Raw genomic sequence first — 18,469 nt, forward strand, 5'->3', positions numbered from 1 at the left:
ATGAGGGAATCCTGCATCGCTCCTGGTCACAGCCGGGCGATCCGGCACCCCGGACATCACGAAGGGGTAACACCCGCAGATCTGGCGCGCAGGAACGGAGGAGGCGCGGCGTGACGGATTACGTCACGCGGATATCCAAAAAAGTTCACCCTCGCCGGCCGCGGCGCGCACCGGCGTACTCCCTTCCCCTTCCCGGGCGGGGAAGTCAGTGCATGGGCAGCAACCGCGTGGCGGCAGCGGTGATGGTCCGCGCGGCGTGGGTGAGGACGGGTATCTCGCCGGCTCCGCGGCGGGTGACGGCCATGATGCGGCGGGCCGGGGCCGGTTCGCCGTGCAGCGGGAGACGCGCCACCAGCGATTCCTCGCTCAGTTGCGCCAGGCGCGGTACGAGGATGACGCCGAAGCCGTGGGCGACCAAGGCGGTTCCGGTGCCCCACTCGTCCGCGTGGTGCGCGATATCGGGGGTGAAGCCCGCGCTCATGCAGGCGGCGAGCACCAACTGGTGGTAGGTCGTGCCCGGGTTGCCCACGATCCACGGTTCGCGCGCGGCGTCGGCCAGTGTGACCCGCCGCTGCCGGGTCAGCGGGTGGTCCCGGGGGACGACCAGGTCCAGCGGGTCGTCCAGCAGCGGCCGCTGGTCGAAGCGCTGGTCGGTCATGGGTGGTGAATCGGCGGTGACGACGAGCAGCGCGAGGTCGGCCTCCTCCGAGAGCAGCAGGTCGAAGCAGCGGTCGGGCTCGGCCTCGATGATCCGCACCGTGAGTTGGGGATGGGCATCGCGCAGGTCGGCCGCGGCGGGCGGCAGTAGACGGCTGGCGGCGGTGGAGAACCCGCACAGGGTGACCTGCCCCGTGGGCTCGGTACCGGCGGCGGCCAGCTCGGCTCGGGCGAGCTCCCACTGCTCCTGAAGGCGCTCCGCATGGCGCAGCAGGATGCGGGCCGCGTTCGTCAGGCGGATGCCGCGTCCCTGCTGGACCACCAGATCCGTTCCGACCTCCTCGGCGAGCCGGCGCAACTGGTAGGAGACGGCAGAGGGGGTGTAGTGCAGCGCCCGTGCCGCGGCGGTCACCGAGCCATGTTCGGCGACCATCTGGAGGATCCGCAGCCGGGCGTCAATCACGAAAACATTTTGCACGGTGAGGCCACGAATCGTTTGATTTTCCTCGCCCCTTCCCGGCCGCACACTGACTCACGTGACGGAGCGGCAGACAGTCTCGGATCGGGCGGTACGAACCGCCGTACTCCTGCCGGCGCTCCTGGAGCAGACCCCGCACGGCGACCATCCGGCCCTGACCGGCGGAGTGCTGGGAAGCGTCCTGGTCTGGTCCGTTACCTGCTCTTCTACTGGGGGGCCGGGGCGCCCGCGGTCGCCGTCGGGCTGCTGACCGCCTGGATGCCGCTCACCGTGGCGGTGACCCGGCTGAGCTGGACCGGAGTCGACCCCCTCGGTCGCTTCGGTCCCCTCGGCCCACGTCACCGCCCCGACGACATATGTACAAGACCGACGGCCGGCCGCCGCCGCACCATCCCCGCATGAGTGAACACAGCGTTGAGCTCTCGCACGGGATGCATGTGGCCCACGACGGCCCTCGGCAGGCACCGCCCCTGTTGCTCATCCATGGATCGGGGGCCTCGGGCGGCTTCTGGGGCCCGGTGGTCCCGGCGCTCGCTCGCCACCATCACGTCATTCGGGTCGACCTGCCGGGCTGCGGCCAGTCGCCGCCCGCGGCGTCCTATGACGTGCGCGCGCAGGCGGGTCAGGTGGCGGCGCTGCTCGATGGCCTGGGTGTCCGTTCCGTGGCCGTGGCCGGGCACTCCAGCGGTGGCTACGTCGTCACCGCGCTCGCCGAACACCGCCCCGATCTGGTCAGATCGATCGCGCTGATCAGCAGCGGCCCGCGTCTCGACGCCCTCCTGCCGCAGCCGCTCCTCTTCCGGGTGCTGTTGGCCCCGCCCCTCGGCCCGCTCCTGTGGCCGAGGCGTTCGGACGCGACGATCCGCAGGGGGATCAGCGCGACGTGCGCTCGCCCGGTGGAGGTGCCGGACGACGTGGTCGCCGACATACGGAGGATCACCTATCCCACGCTCAGGACCGTGCTGCGCCAAAACTCCGCGTACATCGCCGAGCGAAGCCTGCCCGAGCGTCTCGCCGCTCTCGACGTCCCCGTACTGGTGGTCTTCGGCGCCGCCGACCCCCGCTGGGAGCCCTCGTCGGCGCACCAGTACGACGTGGTGCCGAACGCGCGTATCGAGCTGCTGCCCGGGGTCGGACACGTGCCCATGTACGAGGAGCCCGAGGCGACCGGCACCCTGCTGCTGGGCTTCGCGGCAACGGGCGTTGACACCCCGCCCGTGACGCCCTGAGACCTAGACTGGTCGCGTGATGTCGGCCGGGACACCATTCGACTGGGCAGCGGTGGACGTCGCGGTCCCGCGCCCGTCCGCTCGGCTGCCGGGGGTCAGCATGGCCGGGTTCCGCCAACGTGTCCCCGCGGCGGTGGACATCGCCATGGTCGCGCACCCGTCCGTCACCCTGCTGCTCGACCTGAGCGAGGACGAGGGCCTCGTCTACGACGCACACGGTCGGCACGGGCGCGGCAGTGTCGTCGTCGGGCTCCACCCCGGCGAGCTTCGGGCAGGCGGCCGGGTGGGCGAGTGCCTCCAGATCCGGCTGGAGCCGGTCGCGGCGGCCGCGGTGCTCGGCCCGTCGGCCGAGCTCAGCGGGGCGGTGGTGTCCCTCGATGAGGTCTGGGGCCCCGACGCCGGGCGAGCCGAGGGGAGACTGCGTGCCGCCGCGTCGTGGGACGAGCGGTTCGCGATCGCGGTGGACCTCCTCGGCCGGTGGCTGGGTACGCGCCCACCGGTCGACCCGGAGGTCGCCCACGCGTGGCGGCGGACGCCGGGTGCGGATCGAGCACCTGGCGGAGGAGGTCGGCTGGAGCCGCAAGCGCCTGTCGGCCCGCTTCCGGTCCCAGCTCGGCATCACTCCCAAACGCGCCGCCCGATTGGTGCGGTTCGACCATGCGGCCCACCTTCTCGCGGCGGGTCGCGCCGCCGCCGACGTTGCCACCGCCAGCGGCTACGTCGACCAGTCCCATCTCCACCGCGAGGTCAAGGCGTTCACCGGGCTCACCCCGACGGCCGTGGCCGTCGCGCCGTGGCTCGCGATCGACGACGTGGCGTGGCCGGGCTCATCGTCACCCCGGAGGCCGCCTGGGGTGATCGCGGGGACGCAACCCACCTTATGAGACGGCACACCGGGGCTCGGAGAGCGGCGTGTTGAGTTCCGGGAAGGGGATCGCGTCGTCGAGGGAGCCGTAGTCACCGGTGTCGAAGAGTTCCCGCGCCGCGCGGCGAGCGGCAGCGTACGCGCCCTGCGCCACGCCGGAGCCCAGGCCGCGACCGCGGCGGTGATGCGGGAGATCGTCTCCAGTGCCTGGTCGCGGGCGAGCGCGTCGCCGTCCGGGCAGCCCAGCGACCAGGGGACACCGGCGCTGGTGGTGGCGATGGCGGGGGCGCCCGCGGATGCGATGACGCGAGCGCTCGCTACGTCCCAGGCGTTGGCGAGCGCGAGGGGCCCGGCGAGGGTGTGCAGGGAGCGGAAGAGGCGGGCCTTGGCCTGCTGCGTGACGGTCATGCGCCCACCCAAACACCGCCGGGTGGTCCTTTCCGGCAGGAATCTGACATCGGCGTCGACCGTGCCGAGTCTCGGCCCGCCCACCGGTCGCTGGTAGTAGGTCCCGCGCCTCATGCGCGCGGTGAGCCCGCTGGCTAGCGTCGGCTCCCATGCGGACCACGGGAAACGCTCGTCGCCGGACGGCGGAGCGAAGGCGCGACACACTGGACCGGCTCGTCGCCGAGCGGGATGTATGGGTGTCGACGGGGCATCCTGAGCGCGGACCCCACCAGGTGCCGCTGTGGTTCCTGTGGGACGGGCAGGCCGTGTGGATGTGCACCAGCGCCACTTCGGTGACGGCGCGGAACGTCCGCGAGGAGCCGCGCGTGCGCCTGGCACTGCCGGACACCTTCGACGTGGTGCTGCTCCAGGGCGAGGCGGAGTGCTTCCCGGATCAGGAGGTCCCCGGAGAGGCGGCCGAGGCGTTCACCGCCAAGTTCGGCTGGGACCCTCGCACGGAGGAGGGGCCCTTTCTGTACGTCCGCGTGGTGCCGAAGACGGTGCTCGCCTGGTGCGGTGAGCAGGAGCTACGCGGGAGAGCCATCATGCGCGACGGGACGTGGCAGGAGTGATCGCCTCCTGCGGGGGCGCGACGCCCACCGCGTCGGTGACCAGTTGCAGCGCTCCGTCACCAAGTACTGCGATGTTCCAGGCCGTTGACAAAGTCGATGGGCAGTAGAAATCTGTCGTCAAGGCACTGCAAAAGATAGACGAAATTACTCAACTCTCGCACTGCGGCTGGCTCGGCTTCTTCACCGCGACATCGTCCGGGCCCGCTGAACACCGTCATCGTCCACCAGGCGCACCGCTCCCTCATGCCTGCGTGCTCCCTGCCCCGAGAAATCCTGCGCGTCTGTGGGCGGCGGGTGGCGGGGCCGGTTGCGGGCGCTCAGGGGAAGGGATCGAGAGGGCCTCATGAGGAAAAGACATCACGGTCGGCGGTTAGCCGCCGGGCTGGTGACGGCGGGTCTGCTCACGGTCGGGCTGCTGCCCGTGGCAGCCCATGCCGCAGAGGGAGCGAACCTGGCGCTGGGCAGGCCGGTGACGGCCAGCGGGGCGCACGGCTCCTACCCGGCGAGCAATGTCACCGACGGCAGCCAGTCCTCCTACTGGGAGGGCCCCGCGGGCTCGTTCCCGCAGTGGGTGCAGGTCGACCTCGGGAACAAGGCGGACATCGACGAGGTGGTGCTGAAGCTCCCCGCCTCGTGGGAGTCCCGCACCGAGGGCGTGAGGGTCCAGGCCAGCGCCGACGGCCAGAACTTCACCACCGTGGTCACCGACGTGCGCAAGGACTTCTCGCCGTCGTCCGGCAACAGCGTGGCGCTCGACGTCACGGCCGAGGCGCGGTACGTGCGCGTACAGGTGACCGGCAACACGGGCTGGGACGCCGCCCAGCTCTCCGAGGTGGAGGTGCGCGGGGAGGCCGGTGGAGAGGGCCCCGGGGACCCGCCCGCGGGCACCAACCTGGCCCTGCGCAAGCCGATCGAGGCGTCGTCGACCACCCAGAACTACGTGGCGAGCAACGCCAACGACGGCAGCACCTCCAGCTACTGGGAGGCCAGCGGCCAGTCCTCGACGCTGACCGCGAAGCTCGGCGCCGACGCCGATCTGACCGGCGTCGTCGTCAAGCTGAACCCCGACCCCGTCTGGAGCACCCGGTCGCAGAGCATTCAGGTGCTGGGACGGCCGGTCGGGGAGTCCGGTTTCACCTCGCTGAAGGACCGGGCCGACTACACGTTCAACCCGTCGCAGAACAAGAACACGGTGACCATCCCGGTCACGGGCCGGTACGCGGACGTACGGCTGCAGTTCTTCGGCAACACCGGCGCCGGCGGGGGACAGGTCGCCGAATTCGAGGTCGTCGGCTCGGCCGCACCCGCCCCCGATCTGACCGTCACCGATCTCTCCTGGTCACCCCAGTCGCCCTCCGAGACGGACGCGGTCACCGTCGAGGCGACGGTCCGCAACGCCGGGCCGGTCGCCGCGCCCGCGACCACCGTGAACGTCAGCCTCGAGGGCGCGGTCGCCGGCAGTGGCGCCGTCGCCGCGCTCGCGCCGGGCGCGTCGGTGAAGGTGCCGGTCAAGGTCGGCAAGCGGCCCATGGGCAGCTACACCGTCTCCGCCGTCGTCGATCCGACCGACACGGTCGCCGAGCTCGACAACACCAACAACAGTCGCAACGCCGCCACGAAGCTGGTCGTCGGCCAGGCCCCCGGGCCGGACCTGGAGGTCACCGGCATCACCACCAACCCCTCCAGCCCGGCCGTCGGCGCCAAGGTCACCTTCACCGTCGCCGTGCACAACAGGGGTACGAGCGCGGTGCCCGCCGGATCGGTCACCCGGCTCACCGTCGGCGAGACCACGCTGAACGGCACGGCGGGCGCCATCCCGGCCGGTGGCACCGCCACCGTGGCCATCGGCGGCGACTGGACCGCCACCAGTGGGGGAGCGACACTCACCGCGACGGCCGACGCCACCGGCACCGTCGCCGAGACCAACGAGGACAACAACACCTTCGCCCGCTCCCTCGTCGTCGGACGCGGCGCCGCCGTGCCGTACACCGAGTACGAGGCGGAGGACGGCCGATACGACGGGACCCTGCTGAAGTCGGACGCCAAGCGCACCTTCGGGCACACCAACTTCGCCACCGAGTCCTCCGGGCGCGAATCGGTCCGGCTCGACAGCACCGGTCAGTACGTGGAGTTCACCTCCACCACCCCGTCCAACTCGATCGTCGTCCGCAACTCCATCCCGGACGCGGCGGCCGGTGGCGGCAAGGAGGCCACCATCAGCCTCTACGCGGACGGGAAGTTCGTCCGCAAACTCACCCTGTCCTCCAAGCACAGCTGGCTCTACGGCACGACCGACGACCCCGAGGGCCTGACCAATCGGCCCGGCGGCGACGCCCGGCGGCTGTTCGACGAGTCCCACGCCCTGCTCACCGACTCCTACCCGGTGGGTACGAAGTTCCGGCTGCAGCGGGATGCCGGTGACGACGCGGCCTTCTACATCATCGACCTGGTCGACCTGGAGCAGGTCGCGGCACCGGCCACCAAGCCCGCCGACTGCGCCTCCATCACCGACTACGGGGCCGTGCCGGGCGACGGCATCGACGACGCGGACGCCATCCAGCGCGCCGTCACGGCGGACCAGGAGGGCCAGATCCCCTGCGTGTGGATCCCCGCGGGCCAGTGGCGCCAGGAGAAGAAGATCCTGACCGACGACCCGCAGAACCACGGCCAGTACAACCAGATGGGCATCCGGGACGTCACCATCCGCGGCGCCGGGATGTGGCACTCCCAGCTCTACTCGCTCATCCCGCCCCAGGAAGCGGGGGGCATCAACCACCCCCACGAGGGCAACTTCGGCTTCGACATCGACGACAACACCAAGATCTCCGATATCGCCATCTTCGGCTCCGGCACCATCCGCGGTGGCGACGGCGGCGCCGAGGGCGGTGTCGGGCTCAATGGCCGCTTCGGCAAGAACACCAAGATCACCAACGTATGGCTCGAACACGCCAACGTCGGCGCCTGGGTCGGCCGCGACTACTCCAACATCCCCGAGCTGTGGGGGCCCGGTGACGGCCTCGAATTCAGCGGCGTACGGATCCGCAACACCTATGCCGACGGCGTCAACTTCACCAATGGCACCCGCAATTCGACCGTCTACAACTCCTCCTTCCGCAACACCGGCGACGACTCCCTCGCCGTCTGGGCCAACAAGTACGTGAAGGACACCTCGACGGACATCGGCCACGACAACCACTTCCGCAACAACACGATCCAGCTGCCCTGGCGGGCCAACGGCATCGCGGTCTACGGCGGCTACGGCAACACGATCGAGAACAACCTGATCTCCGACACCATGAACTACCCGGGGATCATGCTGGCCACGGACCACGACCCGCTGCCCTTCTCGGGCCAGACGCTCATCGCCAACAACGGCCTGTACCGCACGGGCGGCGCGTTCTGGGGCGAGGCGCAGGAGTTCGGCGCGATCACCCTGTTCGCCCAGGGACAGGACATCCCGGGGGTCACGATCCGCGACACCGACATCCATGACTCCACCTACGACGGCATCCAGTTCAAGACGGGCGGCGGCACGATGCCCGGCGTCCGGATCGAGAACGTCACCATCGACAAGTCCACCAACGGGTCCGGGATCCTCGCGATGAGCGGGGCGCGCGGCAGCGCCACGCTGACGAACGTGACGATCACCAACTCGGCCGAGGGCGACGTGGTGAAGGAGCCCGGCTCGCAGTTCGTGATCAACGGCTCCGCGAACCGGTCCTCCGCATCCGCGTCGCGCGACTGAGCGCTGTTCCCCAGGGCTCACCGGTTTCGGCCCGTGACCAGCGGATCTTCTGATCCGCCGGTCACGGGCTTGACCTTGACACGGTGATAACGTGTGCCCTGGGTGCAGGAGGTGGCCCCGATCAACACAACCATCGGAACCCGGCAGAACACCCGCGTGGCCAACGCCCTGAGCGCCGAGGACTCCTCGGTCCGGCTGCAGGCGGCCCTGGCGGTCGGCTCGAACCCCGACCCCGGCTTCCTGGAGCCGCTCGTCGAGCGGTGCGCGATCGAGCCGGACTTCTTCGTACGGGACATGCTGTCCTGGGCGCTGACCCGGCTCCCGCCGGAGATCACCCTGCCCCGGATCCGCCAGGAACTCGACTCCGAGCGCACTCAGGCCCGCGGCCAGGCGTTGCACACGCTCTCCAAGATCGGCGACAAGGGCGCGTGGGCCTGGATCACACGCGACCTGCTGCACGACGCCGATGACGAGGTCGCGCGGACCGCGTGGCGCGTCGCGGTCGTCCTCGTACCCGAGGACGAGCAGGAGGGCCTGGCCGAGGAACTGGTCACGCAGCTCGGCCGCGGCGACCGCGATGTGCGGCTGAGTCTGAGCCGGGCCCTGGTCGACCTCGGCGAGGTGACCGAGCCCGCCCTGGAGCGGGCCGCGGCCAACCCCGACCCGGAGGTGGCCACGCACGCCCGTGCCACCGAGCTGCTCCGGCAGAACCCGGAGACCGGATTCGACGCGGCCATCGACGAGGCGAAGCGGGTCGTCACACTCGGCCCGGAAGGAGCCGCTGCCGCGGAGGCTGCTGCCGCCGCGGCAGCGCCGGGAGTCGCCCAGACCGCCCAGACCGCCCAGACCGCGGAGACCGCGAAGGCTGCGGAGATCGCGGATTGCTGATCGGCGAGGTGGCCCGTCACTCGGGCGTGAGCGCCCGGATGCTCCGGCACTACGACGCCCTCGGGCTGGTGCGCCCGACCGGTCGCACCGTCGGCGGCTACCGCGAGTACTCCGCCGAGGACGTCCGCAGGATCTTCCACGTGGAGAGCCTGCGGTCCCTCGGGCTCTCGCTCAAGCAGATCGGGCGCGCGCTGGACGACCCGGCCTTCACCCCGTCCGCCCTGGTCGGCGACCTCATCCAATGGACGGAAGACCGCTTGGCGCGGGAAGCGGAACTGCTCGAGCGGCTCCGCGCGATCGACGCGTCGGCGCCCACCGGCTGGCAGGACGTCCTGCGCATCGTCGAACTCATGCAGGGGCTCAACTCGACCAGCGCCGCGCGCAGGCAGCAGGCGATCCTGGCCCGGCCGGGGGATGTGTCGGTTCCCGCCGAACTGCTGGCCGGGGCGGTCCTGGCCGAATCCGACACCAACGTCGCGGGCGCCCTGCGCTGGGCCCTCGCCCGATCCGGCGGCGACGGCGTGGCGACGCTGGCCGCCGGTGTGCACTCGGAGGACGTCGACATCCGGCGGCGCGCGGTACTGGCGATCGCCGAACTGCCCGAGGCCCCGGGGGCGACCGCGCTGCTCGCGGACGCGCTCGGGGACCGGGACCCGATGGTGCGCAGGCAGGCCGCTCTGGCGTTGGGCAGACGTGGCGTGACCGCGGCCGTGCCGACCCTCGTCGGCATGGTGGTCGAGGGCTCCAACGACGTCGACGCGGCGGAGGTCCTGGGAACGCTGTCCCAGGACCCCGGGTGCGCGGACCGGATCACGAACGCACTGGCCGACGAACTCGCCGTCCCCACCGCGGACTCCGCGACGCGGATCCGCCTGGCCCAGGCGCTGGTCGAGCTGTCGGGAACCCCCGTGCGGGAGGTCCTGCGCCAACTGGCCCACGACGACGACCGCGCGGTCGCCCTCGTCGCCTCGTCCTTCGTCGGGCTTCTCGAAGAGCGGAGGCGGGGCTGTCACAAACAGGGAGGCCGTCTTGTCCTTACTAGGGACAGACCCTGTTTGGAGGAACCCATGAGTGCTGAGCACGCACACCTGCCACATGGCGTTGAGGTGATCACGACCCTGCCGGGGGCGGCGGACCGGATCCCGGCCGGCGCCGAGGCCAGGACCGTCCGGGTCACCCTGGCGCCCGGTGACCCCGGCGCGCCGCCGCACCGGCACCCGGGACCGCTGTATGGCTATGTGACCGAGGGCGAGATCCTCTTCGAGCTGGAAGGGGAGGCGCCCCGGGTGCTCAAGGCCGGTGACGCCCTGTTCGAGCCCGGCGGAGACGTGATCCACTACCAGGGTGCCAACAACCTCGCGGACGCGCAGTCGCAGCTGGTGGTGACCATGTTCGCGCCTCCCGGTACCCCGGTTCTGACCGTCGTCAGCCCGGAGGAACTGGCCGAACGACGGCACCTACGAGTGGGTGGCTGACAAGCTCGGTCACCTGTGTACGGGGGTAGCCGGATCGCCTGGCCGTGAGCCGGCTATCCCCCACAGATTGCCCTGGTGCGGAGTGGGGACGCCCGATGGTACGCCCTACTTGGGTGCCTGGAAGCCACCGATCTGCCGCTCGAGCAGCTCGGCCAGCCGCAGCGGGGTGCGGTCCTCGAACATCGGGCCGATGAGCTGCACTCCCACCGGCAGACCCTCGGAGGATGGGCCCGCTGGTATGGCGGTGGCGGGCAGGCCGGGCATGGTGGCCAGACCGGCCCAGACGAGCTGGTCGAAGTACGGGTACTCGACGCCGTCGATGTCGATCCGGCGTTCCAGCGGATTGGGGTCGTGGTCGTGCGGGAACGCGGGAGTGGGCGTGATCGGGCACACCACGGCATCGAACTCGGCGAACAGTTGGCGCCAGCCGTGGCGGTGCAGTTCGCGGCGGTTGATCGCCTGGAGCCAGTCGCGGTGGCTGAACACCATGGCGCGCAGCCGTGCCGCGTCGAGACTCTGGTCGTCCGCGCCCAGTCCGGCGGCGCGGGCCCGCAGCCGATCGTACGATTCGACGGGAAAACGTGCGACGGAGCCCGAAACCAGCAACTGGCTGTAGAGCGTCCCGGCCTCGGCCAGATCGGGTAGCAGCGGACTGCGCCGTTCGACGTGGGCGCCGCCCTCGACCAGCGCGTCGGCGACTCGGTTCACGCCCGCCCGCACCGCCGCCCCGGTGGGAATGAGCGGATGTTCGTCGAGGACCAGGACCCGGAAGTCGCGGAGCCGTTCGTGGCGCGCGGGCGGCAACCTCACGTCGTGCGCCACGCCGAGCGTCAACGGATCCGGTCCGGCCATGACATCGAGCAGAAGCGTGAGGTCGCGGGCGGTGCGCGCCATCGGACCGACGACGGCGAGGTCGAGGTCGACCGGCAAGGCCGGTTCGGACGGCGGGACCATACCGCGGTTGGCCGCCAGCCCGAGTGTCGGCTTATGTGCGTAGACACCGCAGAAATGCGCGGGGGTACGCAACGAACCGGCGAGGTCGGAACCGATGGACAGCGCGCCGAATCCGCACGCCAGGGCCGCCGCCGATCCGCCGGAGGACCCACCCGACGTGCGGCCGTGGTCCCACGGGTTGTTGGTGGTGCCGTAGATCTCGTTGAAGCTCTGGATGTCTTGCAGCCCCAAGGGCACATTGGTCTTGCCGAGCACCACCGCGCCGGCGGCCTTGAGCCGCGACACCTGCACCGCGTCCTCGGCGGGCATGAAGTCCCGGTGTGGCGGCATGCCCCAGGTCGTGGGCAGCCCGGCGACGTTGTAGGACTCCTTGACCGTCACCGGAATGCCGAGCAGCGGCCGGTCCTCACCACGGGCGCGGGCCTCGTCGGCACCGCGCGCTGCGGCCCGCGCGCGGTCGAAGTCCGGCACACAGATCGCGTTGATGGCCTCGTCGTCCCGTTCGATACGGGCGATCGCCTGGTCGGTCAGTTCCGCCGAGGTCACTTCACCGGCACGCAAAGCGGCCGCGAGGTTTTCGGCCGTCTGAAAATTCCACTCCATAAATCCGACCGTAACGGCCTGAGGAACAGGCCACGAAACACCGCTCAGCGCAACGGGATGGATGCCTGAATACGCATCAAGTGCCCTGCCGACAGGGAGAATTCGCCCGGTGGCGCTAGCGCTGCCCCGGGTCGTTGGGATGCGGCTGTACGGCCGTGACCATCGCGGTCATCCAGGGCCACAGGGGCAGGGTCCCCAGCACCTTCGCGCGCAGATCCGCCTCGCTGTCGGCGCGCCACACACCGATGCTGCGGAGCTCGCCCACCGGGCGCCACAGCCGGACCAGGTGGCCGGCGGAGGCGAGCTCCTTCGCCCGGACGGACTCGTCCGCGCGGCGCCGGCTGACCTCGGCGGGGTCGGTGCCCTCGGGCACGGTGGTGGTGAGCTCGACCAGGAACTCCTTCATGATCATGTTCCTCTCCGTGTGAGGCAGGGGATCGCGGTGCGGTCGATCGGAACCGTCTCGCCGGCGACCGGTCGGCCCAGATTAGTGGACCGGTCGTCTATCGGCAACCACCAGCATGGATCCACGGGGGACAGGCCGGCCCCGGGCACCCGGCGGGGCCCCCGGGGGCTGCGCATCCTCGGTATAGACGATCGGTCGTACACTTGCCGCCATGGGACGCACCAGTGATGCGAAGGAGAAGATCCTCGACGCCGCGCACTCGCTCATCGAACTGCGGGGCTACTCGGCGCTGGGCGTCGCCGAGATCTGCAAGGCGGCCGACGTCCCCAAGGGCAGCTTCTACTACTTCTTCGAGTCGAAGGAAGCTCTTGCCCTGGCCGTCCTCGACGAGCACTGGCACACGCAGCGCGGCGACTGGGCCCGGGCCCTGGAGGACGACGCGGAGCCGCTCGCGCGGCTGCGCCGGCTGTTCGAGCAGACACAGGCCGGTCTGCGCGCGGGCCAGCAGAGCTGTGGAACGGTCTCCGGGTGCATGTTCGGCAACCTCACCCTGGAACTGAGCAATCAGACCGAGCCCATCCGCGCACGCCTTCAGCAGATCTTCGACGCCCAGGTGGAGATGGTCGATACGGTCATCGCCGAAGCCCGGGAGCGCGGGGAGGTCACCGTCGGCGACACCCGTGACGCCGCCCGGTCGGTCGTCGCCCAGCTCGAGGGCCAGGTGCTGTTCGCCAAGCTCTACAACAACACCCAGCACCTCGAAGCCCTGTGGGAGAACTGCCTGGCGCTGCTTTCCGCACGCCAGACGGGCATGGCGGCCGTCCGCTCCTGAGCGGTGCGGGCGTGACCGAGGCCCGCGGGCGCCTGGTCAGCGCTGGTCGACAGGCGCCGGATCGGTACCGGCGAGCGTGGCGTGCTCCCGTTGCGGCGCGACCGGCCGGGGCCGTCGGTCGGAGAACAGCTTGGTGCGGCGTAGTACCCCACCGCGCCCACGGCGAGCCCGATGAGCCAGGACAGGTCGGCGCCGCCGAGGGGCCGCACCAGCGGGCCGACGTAGACGCTGCTGTTGACGGACGGGACCCGGCCTGACCTGGTCGATCATCAGCATCCTGGTGGGAAACCTGGTCGGTGCGCTGTTCATGGCCTACCACTCCGCCCAGGGACCCAACTGGGCCTGCCGCAGATGGTGCAGAGCCGCGCCCAGTTCGGCTTCTACGGCGCGCTGCTGCCCTCGGTCATGGTGGTGCTGATGTACCTCGGCTTCGCCGTCGAGGGCAGCCTCGTCGCCGGACAGGCGATCGCACCATCACCGAGGTCATCGCACCGTTCGTCGCGACGCTGACCTGGCGCCTGCTGACCGACGTCCCGGTGCGGGCCTATGTCGCCCCCGGTCACCACTGGGCGAGGCGGGCCTGACCTACGCGAGCCGAGCTGATCGGTCGCGCTTCGCCTCCGTGGCGTGGGCGGCGGGCGGCGTCCCGCGGGCCTCAGCGGGGGATGAAGCGGTCGATCAGGAGGTCGAGGCGCTGGCGGACTTGGTCGGCGGGCATACGTCCGGCACGGGTGAGGGTGACCAGTCCGTGCAGCGCGGCCCAGAACGTCTCGACGAACAACCCCGGTGCATCAGAGCCCGCGTGGTCCTGGAGAGGGTCCAGCAGGGCCTGGTACCCCTCGCGCAGGGGGGCGGGCGTGGCCTCGTCGGCGAAGGGCAGGCCGTTGTCGAGGCTGAACATCGCGTCGTACAAGGCGTGGTTGCGCTCGGCGAAGTCGGTGTAGGCGTGGGCCAGCGCGGTCACCGCCTCCCGGTCGACCGGCCCCTCCGGCACCGCGGCGCGCAGCGCGGCCGTCAGCTCGGCGAATCCCTCCAGCGCGACCGCTCCCACGATCTCGTTCCTGCTCCGGAAGTGGCTGTAGAGCACGGGCTGGCTGTACTCGATCCGCTCGGCGAGCCGGCGCGTGGTGACGGCCTCCCAGCCGTGGGTCCCGGCGAGTTCGCGGGCCGTTGAGACGATCAGTTTATGGCGGTCGGCCCGCTCACGTGCCTTGCGTTCGTGTACCGACATGACCCGATCCTAGCATCGCTAGACAATAGTGCGTCGACAGGTCTATCGTCGCATCGGATTCTAGCGGTGCTAGGAGTCAGGGCTGGGAAAACCTTGGAGGGGACATGCGGGACGTACTGGCAGTTGTCACGGTCGTCGTGGTCGGGGTGATGGTGGGCGTGGAGTTCGCGGTCGCGGCGTTCGTCAACCCGATCCTCGACCGGCTCCCGAACGACGGCGGACTCGACGCTCGCAGCGACGGGGCGCGCGTCCTGGGCAGGGTCATGCCGTTCTGGTACATCGGCTCGGTCGTCCTCGGCGCGGTGTGGGCCGCGGTGACGTGGGGTGACGCGGGCGCGTCGTTCGTCACCGCGGGCGCGCTCCTGCTCGTGCTGAGCGTGGTGATGTCGATCCTCCTGCTCGTGCCGATCAATTCGCGCGTCGCGACCTGGTCGCGCGAGGGCGTGCCCGCGGACTGGAAGCAGCAGGTGGGACGGTGGGACCGGTTTCACTGCGTTCGCGTGGGCGTGATCGTGCTCGCCTTCACGCTGCTCGCCGTCGCCCTCGTCCGGGCCGGATGACCAAGGGGCTGTCTCAGGTCCGGAGGTAGGACGCGCCGTTGAGGTCGAGCACGGCTCCGGAGGACCACGCGGCCTCCGGTGAGGCCAGGTACAGCACGGCGGCGGCGACCTCCTCGGGCGTCCCGACCCGCCCGAACGGGCTCTGGCCCCGTAGCTCGTCCCCGGCGGGACCGGCCATCTTGGCGGCCTGCCGTTCGGTCGCGACGAACCCGGGGGCCACGGACGCCACCGCGATCCCGTGCGGCGCCAGCGTGACGGCCATCGACTGCCCGAACGCGTGCAGCGCGGCCTTGCTCGCGCCGTACGCCGGGAAGTCGGGCTCGCCCCGGAAGGCGCCGCGGGAACCGACGTTGACGATGCTTCCGGTCGCGCCGCGGTCGATGAGATGCCGGGCGACGCAGTAGGTCATGTTCGCCGCACCGAGCAGATTGACGTCGATCATGCGGTGCCAGATCCGCTGCCAGTCCGCGTAGGACACGTCGGCCACGGAGTGCCGGTTGTCGGTGGACGGCGCGATGGCGGCGTTGTTGACCAGCACATCGACCCCGCCCAGCGTCCGCACGGCCTGCTCGACGACGTTCTGCGCCGCTTGTGGCTCACCGAGATCGCCGCCGAGCAGACCATGGCCGGAGCCGGGCAAGCCCCGCAAGGTGTCCTCGGCGTCCGCGAGGCCGGTCGCGTAGTGCACCCCCACGCGGTCGCCGCGCTCGGCGAAGGCGTGGGCCACGGCACGGCCGATGCCCCGCGACGCCCCTGTGACCAGCACCCGCCTCATCGCGCGAACACCTTCGACTCGTCACGGAACGCCTTGAACTCCAGCGCGTTGCCGGCCGGATCGTGCAGGAACATCGTCCACTGCTCCGCCGGCTCGTCCCGGAAGCGAAGGCAGGGCTCGATGACGAAGTCGGTGCCCGCCGCACGGAGCCGGTCGGCGAGCGCGTGGAAGTCGCCGGTCGACAGCAGCAGCCCGAAGTGCGGAATCGGCACCTCCTGCCCGTCGACCGAGCTGGTCCCGGTGGACACGGGGCCGCCGGGGACCACATGGGTCACCAGTTGATGGCCGTGCAGATCCCAATCGACCCATTGGCCGGTCGAACGCCCCTCGGCAAGCCCGAGGACGCCTCCGTAGAACCGGCGTGCGGCATCCAGATCATCCACGGGTATGGCCAGATGCACGGCAGGACGCACTGACATGGAGCGGCTCCCTCGGCTCGGATGGCTTCAGACCTTGCAGCACCGCACATCCCAATGTCAACATTCGACATGACCATCGCACCGCTCCCCAAAGCCGGCCGCCGCGGACTGGCACAAGAGGCCGCCGACCTCATTCGCGAGGCGATCTTCGCCGGCCACTTCCCGCCCGGATCGCCGCTGCGCGAGGTCGAACTCGCCGCCTCATTGGGGGTCAGCCGCGGATCGGTGCGCGAAGGACTCGCCTTCCTCGAACGCGAAGGGCTGGTCCGGAGCGCCTGGCACCGTGGCACCACCGTCATCGACGTCACCGAGCAGGACGTCGAGGAGGTCTACGCCGTGCGCGCCGCACTCGACCGCCTCGCGGCGACGAGCGCGCAGGGCAACGCGACCGCCGATCAGCTGACCGAGTTGGACACCCTGGTCCGGGCGATGGCGGAGGAGATCGACGGCGAGGCGTCCGGCACGCGGCTGCTCGCCCTCGACATCGCCTTCCACGACCTGATCTACGCGGCCTCGAACAACCGCAGACTCGGCGCGGCATGGCACGCCGTACGCTCCCAGATCTATCTGTTCCAGCTCCGCCGTATCGCCCTCGGCTACGAGCACTACCGTGCCCGGGTGGTGGACGAACACCATGAACTGGTGAGGCTCCTGCGCTCCGGCGACCGCGAGACCCTGGCCCGGCGCGCTGAAGAACATGTCGACTCGGCCCGCCGCAGTCTCCTCACCGGACTGCGCCCCTGAACGACCCGGACCGTGCTCCGCCGGGCGGCGGCGGGGGGACTCTTTCTAGGACCCGGTCTCGGGTGCGATCAGTGAGCGGGCCACCGCGAGCGCCGCTGTGTGGCGCTCCGCCTGTCGGCCGCCCAGTTCGCGTCCGCGTGCCGCGGCCATGATCACAGCGGACAGGGCCAGCCGTCCGCGCATCATGCCCTCGGGCCCTTCGCCGGTGGCCAGTGCGCGGGTGAGGTCGCCCAGTCGCTGCTGGAGAGTGCGCGCGGCGGCCAGGCCCCGTAGAGCGTGCTCGTTGACCTGGGCGCACACCAGCGAGGCACCGTGCTCGCCACGGACCAGGGCGTCGAACTCCTCAACGGCTCGCATACGGGTCGCGGCGGACGGCGGGTGGGCGCGTGCGGACTCGATGACGGCGTCGAGCGCCGGGAGCAGTTCTTCGTAGGAACTGGTGAGCAACTCCTCCTTGTTCGCGAAGTGGTGCAGGACGGCCTGCCTGGTGACCCCCGCCTGCTGGGCGACCTGGGTCAACGAGGTCAGCTCGTAGCCCTGCTCGGTGAACATTTTCAGCGCGATGGCCCGCACGCGCCGACGGGTGTCGGTACGCCTTCGATCGGCTTGCTCCGGCATAGGAAACTGCCTTACTGGTAAGTCAGGTATTCTGAGCGCATGAACGGTACAGAGAGCAACCTACCCGCTGGTGGGAGCGGGATCGACGGGTCCTTGCCGATCCTCGACGAAGGGCTTGCGGGGCGGCGTGCGCTGGTCACGGGCGGGAGCCGCGGGCTCGGCGCGGCGATCGTGCGGCGACTCGCCGCGGCGGGCGCGACCGTGTTCGCGGCAGCCAGAACGGCGCCGTCCGAGGGCTCGCTGCCCGCGCGGTTCTTCACCGCGGACCTCGCGGACCCCGACGGAGCGCGGCAGTTGGCGGAGCGGGTGCGCGAGGCCGCCGGAGGTGTGGACATCCTTGTCGACAACGCCGGCGCCGGCAGCGCCCCGGAGGACACGCTGACCCGGCCACCGGCAACCTGGCAGGCGGACCTCGAGAGCAATCTGCTGTCCGCGGTCCGGCTGGACCAGGAACTGGTCCCGGGCATGGTGGAGCGCGGCTCGGGGGTCGTGGTGCATGTCTCGTCCATCGCGAGCCATCTGCCGCAGCCGGGCCAGGCCGCCTACGCGGCGGCCAAGGCCGCGCTGAACAGCTACAGCCGCTCGCTCGCGGCCGAGGTCGGCCCGGCCGGGGTGCGGGTGGTGTGCGTTCTGCCGGGCTTCATCGCCACCCCGGGGGCGGTCGCGCACCATCAGAAGATCGCCGACAGCCAGGGAGTTTCGCTGCAGGAGGCGCAGCGCGGCCTCGCGGAGCGGCTGAACGTGCCGATGAACCACCCCGGAACCCCTGAGGACGCCGCCGAGTTGGTCGCGTTCCTGGTGTCGGAGCGGGCGCGCTGGCTCACCGGATCGCAGTTCCGCGTCGATGGAGGCATCCTCGCCCAGGTGTAGCCCGACCGGCGCTGGCCCCCGCGCAGGGGGCGCTCAAGGATATTTCCACCATATATGTCCTTGTCCGGTGGTCCACTTGGCTCAGGCGTGCCCGCGGGGGC

General features: G+C 70.7%; 17 protein-coding genes and 2 pseudogenes. 11 read left to right on the plus strand and 8 right to left on the minus strand.

The window, feature by feature from the left end; genetic code table 11:
* Window positions 1–205 precede the first annotated feature (205 nt).
* Window positions 206–1,120: a LysR family transcriptional regulator gene (locus BLV72_RS38410; protein WP_093468191.1), complete on the minus strand. Its 915-nt coding sequence runs from the start codon at window positions 1,118–1,120 to the stop codon at window positions 206–208.
* 413 nt (window positions 1,121–1,533) lie between these two features.
* On the opposite strand from BLV72_RS38410, the gene BLV72_RS38420 reads away from it, so the two are divergent.
* Both BLV72_RS38420 and BLV72_RS38425 read left to right on the plus strand, forming a co-directional pair.
* Entirely contained in the window at window positions 1,534–2,364 is an 831-nt protein-coding gene (locus tag BLV72_RS38420; RefSeq protein ID WP_244321228.1) for an alpha/beta fold hydrolase, read from the plus strand.
* Window positions 2,365–2,383: 19 nt separating this feature from the next.
* Window positions 2,384–3,248, plus strand: a pseudogene (locus tag BLV72_RS38425) (AraC family transcriptional regulator).
* A 152-nt stretch (window positions 3,249–3,400) separates the two neighbouring features.
* Here the strand turns inward: BLV72_RS38425 and BLV72_RS50595 are convergent.
* Window positions 3,401–3,637: pseudogene (locus BLV72_RS50595) on the minus strand (isocitrate lyase/phosphoenolpyruvate mutase family protein); the annotation flags it as partial.
* 149 nt (window positions 3,638–3,786) lie between these two features.
* Between BLV72_RS50595 and BLV72_RS38435 the strand changes: the two are divergent.
* From BLV72_RS38435 to BLV72_RS38450, 4 genes are all read left to right on the plus strand, one after another.
* Entirely contained in the window at window positions 3,787–4,248 is a 462-nt protein-coding gene (locus BLV72_RS38435) for a pyridoxamine 5'-phosphate oxidase family protein (protein ID WP_093468195.1), read from the plus strand.
* A gap of 343 nt (window positions 4,249–4,591) precedes the next feature.
* Entirely contained in the window at window positions 4,592–7,993 is a 3,402-nt protein-coding gene (locus BLV72_RS38440; RefSeq protein ID WP_093468197.1) for a CARDB domain-containing protein, read from the plus strand.
* Between the two features lie 93 nt (window positions 7,994–8,086).
* Complete coding sequence (locus BLV72_RS38445) at window positions 8,087–8,881, plus strand: HEAT repeat domain-containing protein (RefSeq protein ID WP_425288478.1); 795 nt, start codon at window positions 8,087–8,089, stop codon at window positions 8,879–8,881.
* Window positions 8,875–10,356, plus strand: coding sequence for a MerR family transcriptional regulator (locus BLV72_RS38450; RefSeq protein WP_093468199.1), 1,482 nt, complete (start codon window positions 8,875–8,877; stop codon window positions 10,354–10,356). Before BLV72_RS38445 ends, BLV72_RS38450 begins: the two co-directional genes overlap by 7 nt.
* 105 nt (window positions 10,357–10,461) lie before the next feature.
* Here BLV72_RS38450 and BLV72_RS38455 read toward each other — a convergent pair whose 3' ends face one another.
* Together BLV72_RS38455 and BLV72_RS38460 are read right to left on the minus strand one after the other, a co-directional pair.
* Entirely contained in the window at window positions 10,462–11,913 is a 1,452-nt protein-coding gene (locus tag BLV72_RS38455; protein WP_093468200.1) for an amidase, read from the minus strand.
* A 115-nt stretch (window positions 11,914–12,028) separates the two neighbouring features.
* Entirely contained in the window at window positions 12,029–12,319 is a 291-nt protein-coding gene (locus BLV72_RS38460; RefSeq protein ID WP_093470795.1) for a muconolactone Delta-isomerase family protein, read from the minus strand.
* A gap of 211 nt (window positions 12,320–12,530) precedes the next feature.
* Here BLV72_RS38460 and BLV72_RS38465 point away from each other — a divergent pair, with 211 nt between their 5' ends.
* Window positions 12,531–13,151 carry a TetR/AcrR family transcriptional regulator gene (locus BLV72_RS38465; RefSeq protein ID WP_093468202.1) on the plus strand — a complete coding sequence of 207 codons (621 nt, stop codon included), beginning with the start codon at window positions 12,531–12,533 and terminating at the stop codon, window positions 13,149–13,151.
* A 351-nt stretch (window positions 13,152–13,502) separates the two neighbouring features.
* Window positions 13,503–13,661, plus strand: coding sequence for a cytosine permease (locus BLV72_RS51655; protein ID WP_342030704.1), 159 nt, complete (start codon window positions 13,503–13,505; stop codon window positions 13,659–13,661).
* Window positions 13,662–13,806: 145 nt separating this feature from the next.
* On the opposite strand, the gene BLV72_RS38470 is transcribed toward BLV72_RS51655, so the two are convergent.
* Entirely contained in the window at window positions 13,807–14,382 is a 576-nt protein-coding gene (locus tag BLV72_RS38470) for a TetR/AcrR family transcriptional regulator (protein ID WP_093468203.1), read from the minus strand.
* 104 nt (window positions 14,383–14,486) lie between these two features.
* Here BLV72_RS38470 and BLV72_RS38475 point away from each other — a divergent pair, with 104 nt between their 5' ends.
* Window positions 14,487–14,942 (plus strand): anthrone oxygenase family protein, encoded by a 456-nt coding sequence (locus BLV72_RS38475; RefSeq protein WP_093468205.1) that lies wholly within the window; start codon window positions 14,487–14,489, stop codon window positions 14,940–14,942.
* Between the two features lie 13 nt (window positions 14,943–14,955).
* Here BLV72_RS38475 and BLV72_RS38480 read toward each other — a convergent pair whose 3' ends face one another.
* A complete protein-coding gene (locus BLV72_RS38480) occupies window positions 14,956–15,717 on the minus strand; it encodes an SDR family NAD(P)-dependent oxidoreductase (RefSeq protein ID WP_093468206.1) in 762 nt (253 codons plus the stop codon).
* Entirely contained in the window at window positions 15,714–16,136 is a 423-nt protein-coding gene (locus BLV72_RS38485) for a VOC family protein (protein ID WP_093468208.1), read from the minus strand. Before BLV72_RS38485 ends, BLV72_RS38480 begins: the two co-directional genes overlap by 4 nt.
* A 69-nt stretch (window positions 16,137–16,205) precedes the next feature.
* On the opposite strand from BLV72_RS38485, the gene BLV72_RS38490 reads away from it, so the two are divergent.
* Window positions 16,206–16,880: a GntR family transcriptional regulator gene (locus BLV72_RS38490; RefSeq protein ID WP_093468209.1), complete on the plus strand. Its 675-nt coding sequence runs from the start codon at window positions 16,206–16,208 to the stop codon at window positions 16,878–16,880.
* A 45-nt stretch (window positions 16,881–16,925) separates the two neighbouring features.
* Here BLV72_RS38490 and BLV72_RS38495 read toward each other — a convergent pair whose 3' ends face one another.
* On the minus strand, window positions 16,926–17,453 hold the full coding sequence (locus BLV72_RS38495; RefSeq protein ID WP_244321229.1) for a TetR/AcrR family transcriptional regulator: 528 nt from the start codon (window positions 17,451–17,453) through the stop codon (window positions 16,926–16,928).
* A gap of 84 nt (window positions 17,454–17,537) precedes the next feature.
* Between BLV72_RS38495 and BLV72_RS38500 the strand changes: the two genes are divergently transcribed.
* Window positions 17,538–18,368, plus strand: coding sequence for an oxidoreductase (locus tag BLV72_RS38500; RefSeq protein WP_093468212.1), 831 nt, complete (start codon window positions 17,538–17,540; stop codon window positions 18,366–18,368).
* Window positions 18,369–18,469: the final 101 nt, after the last annotated feature.

Source organism: Streptomyces melanosporofaciens (assembly GCF_900105695.1).
Lineage (GTDB): Bacteria > Actinomycetota > Actinomycetes > Streptomycetales > Streptomycetaceae > Streptomyces > Streptomyces antimycoticus.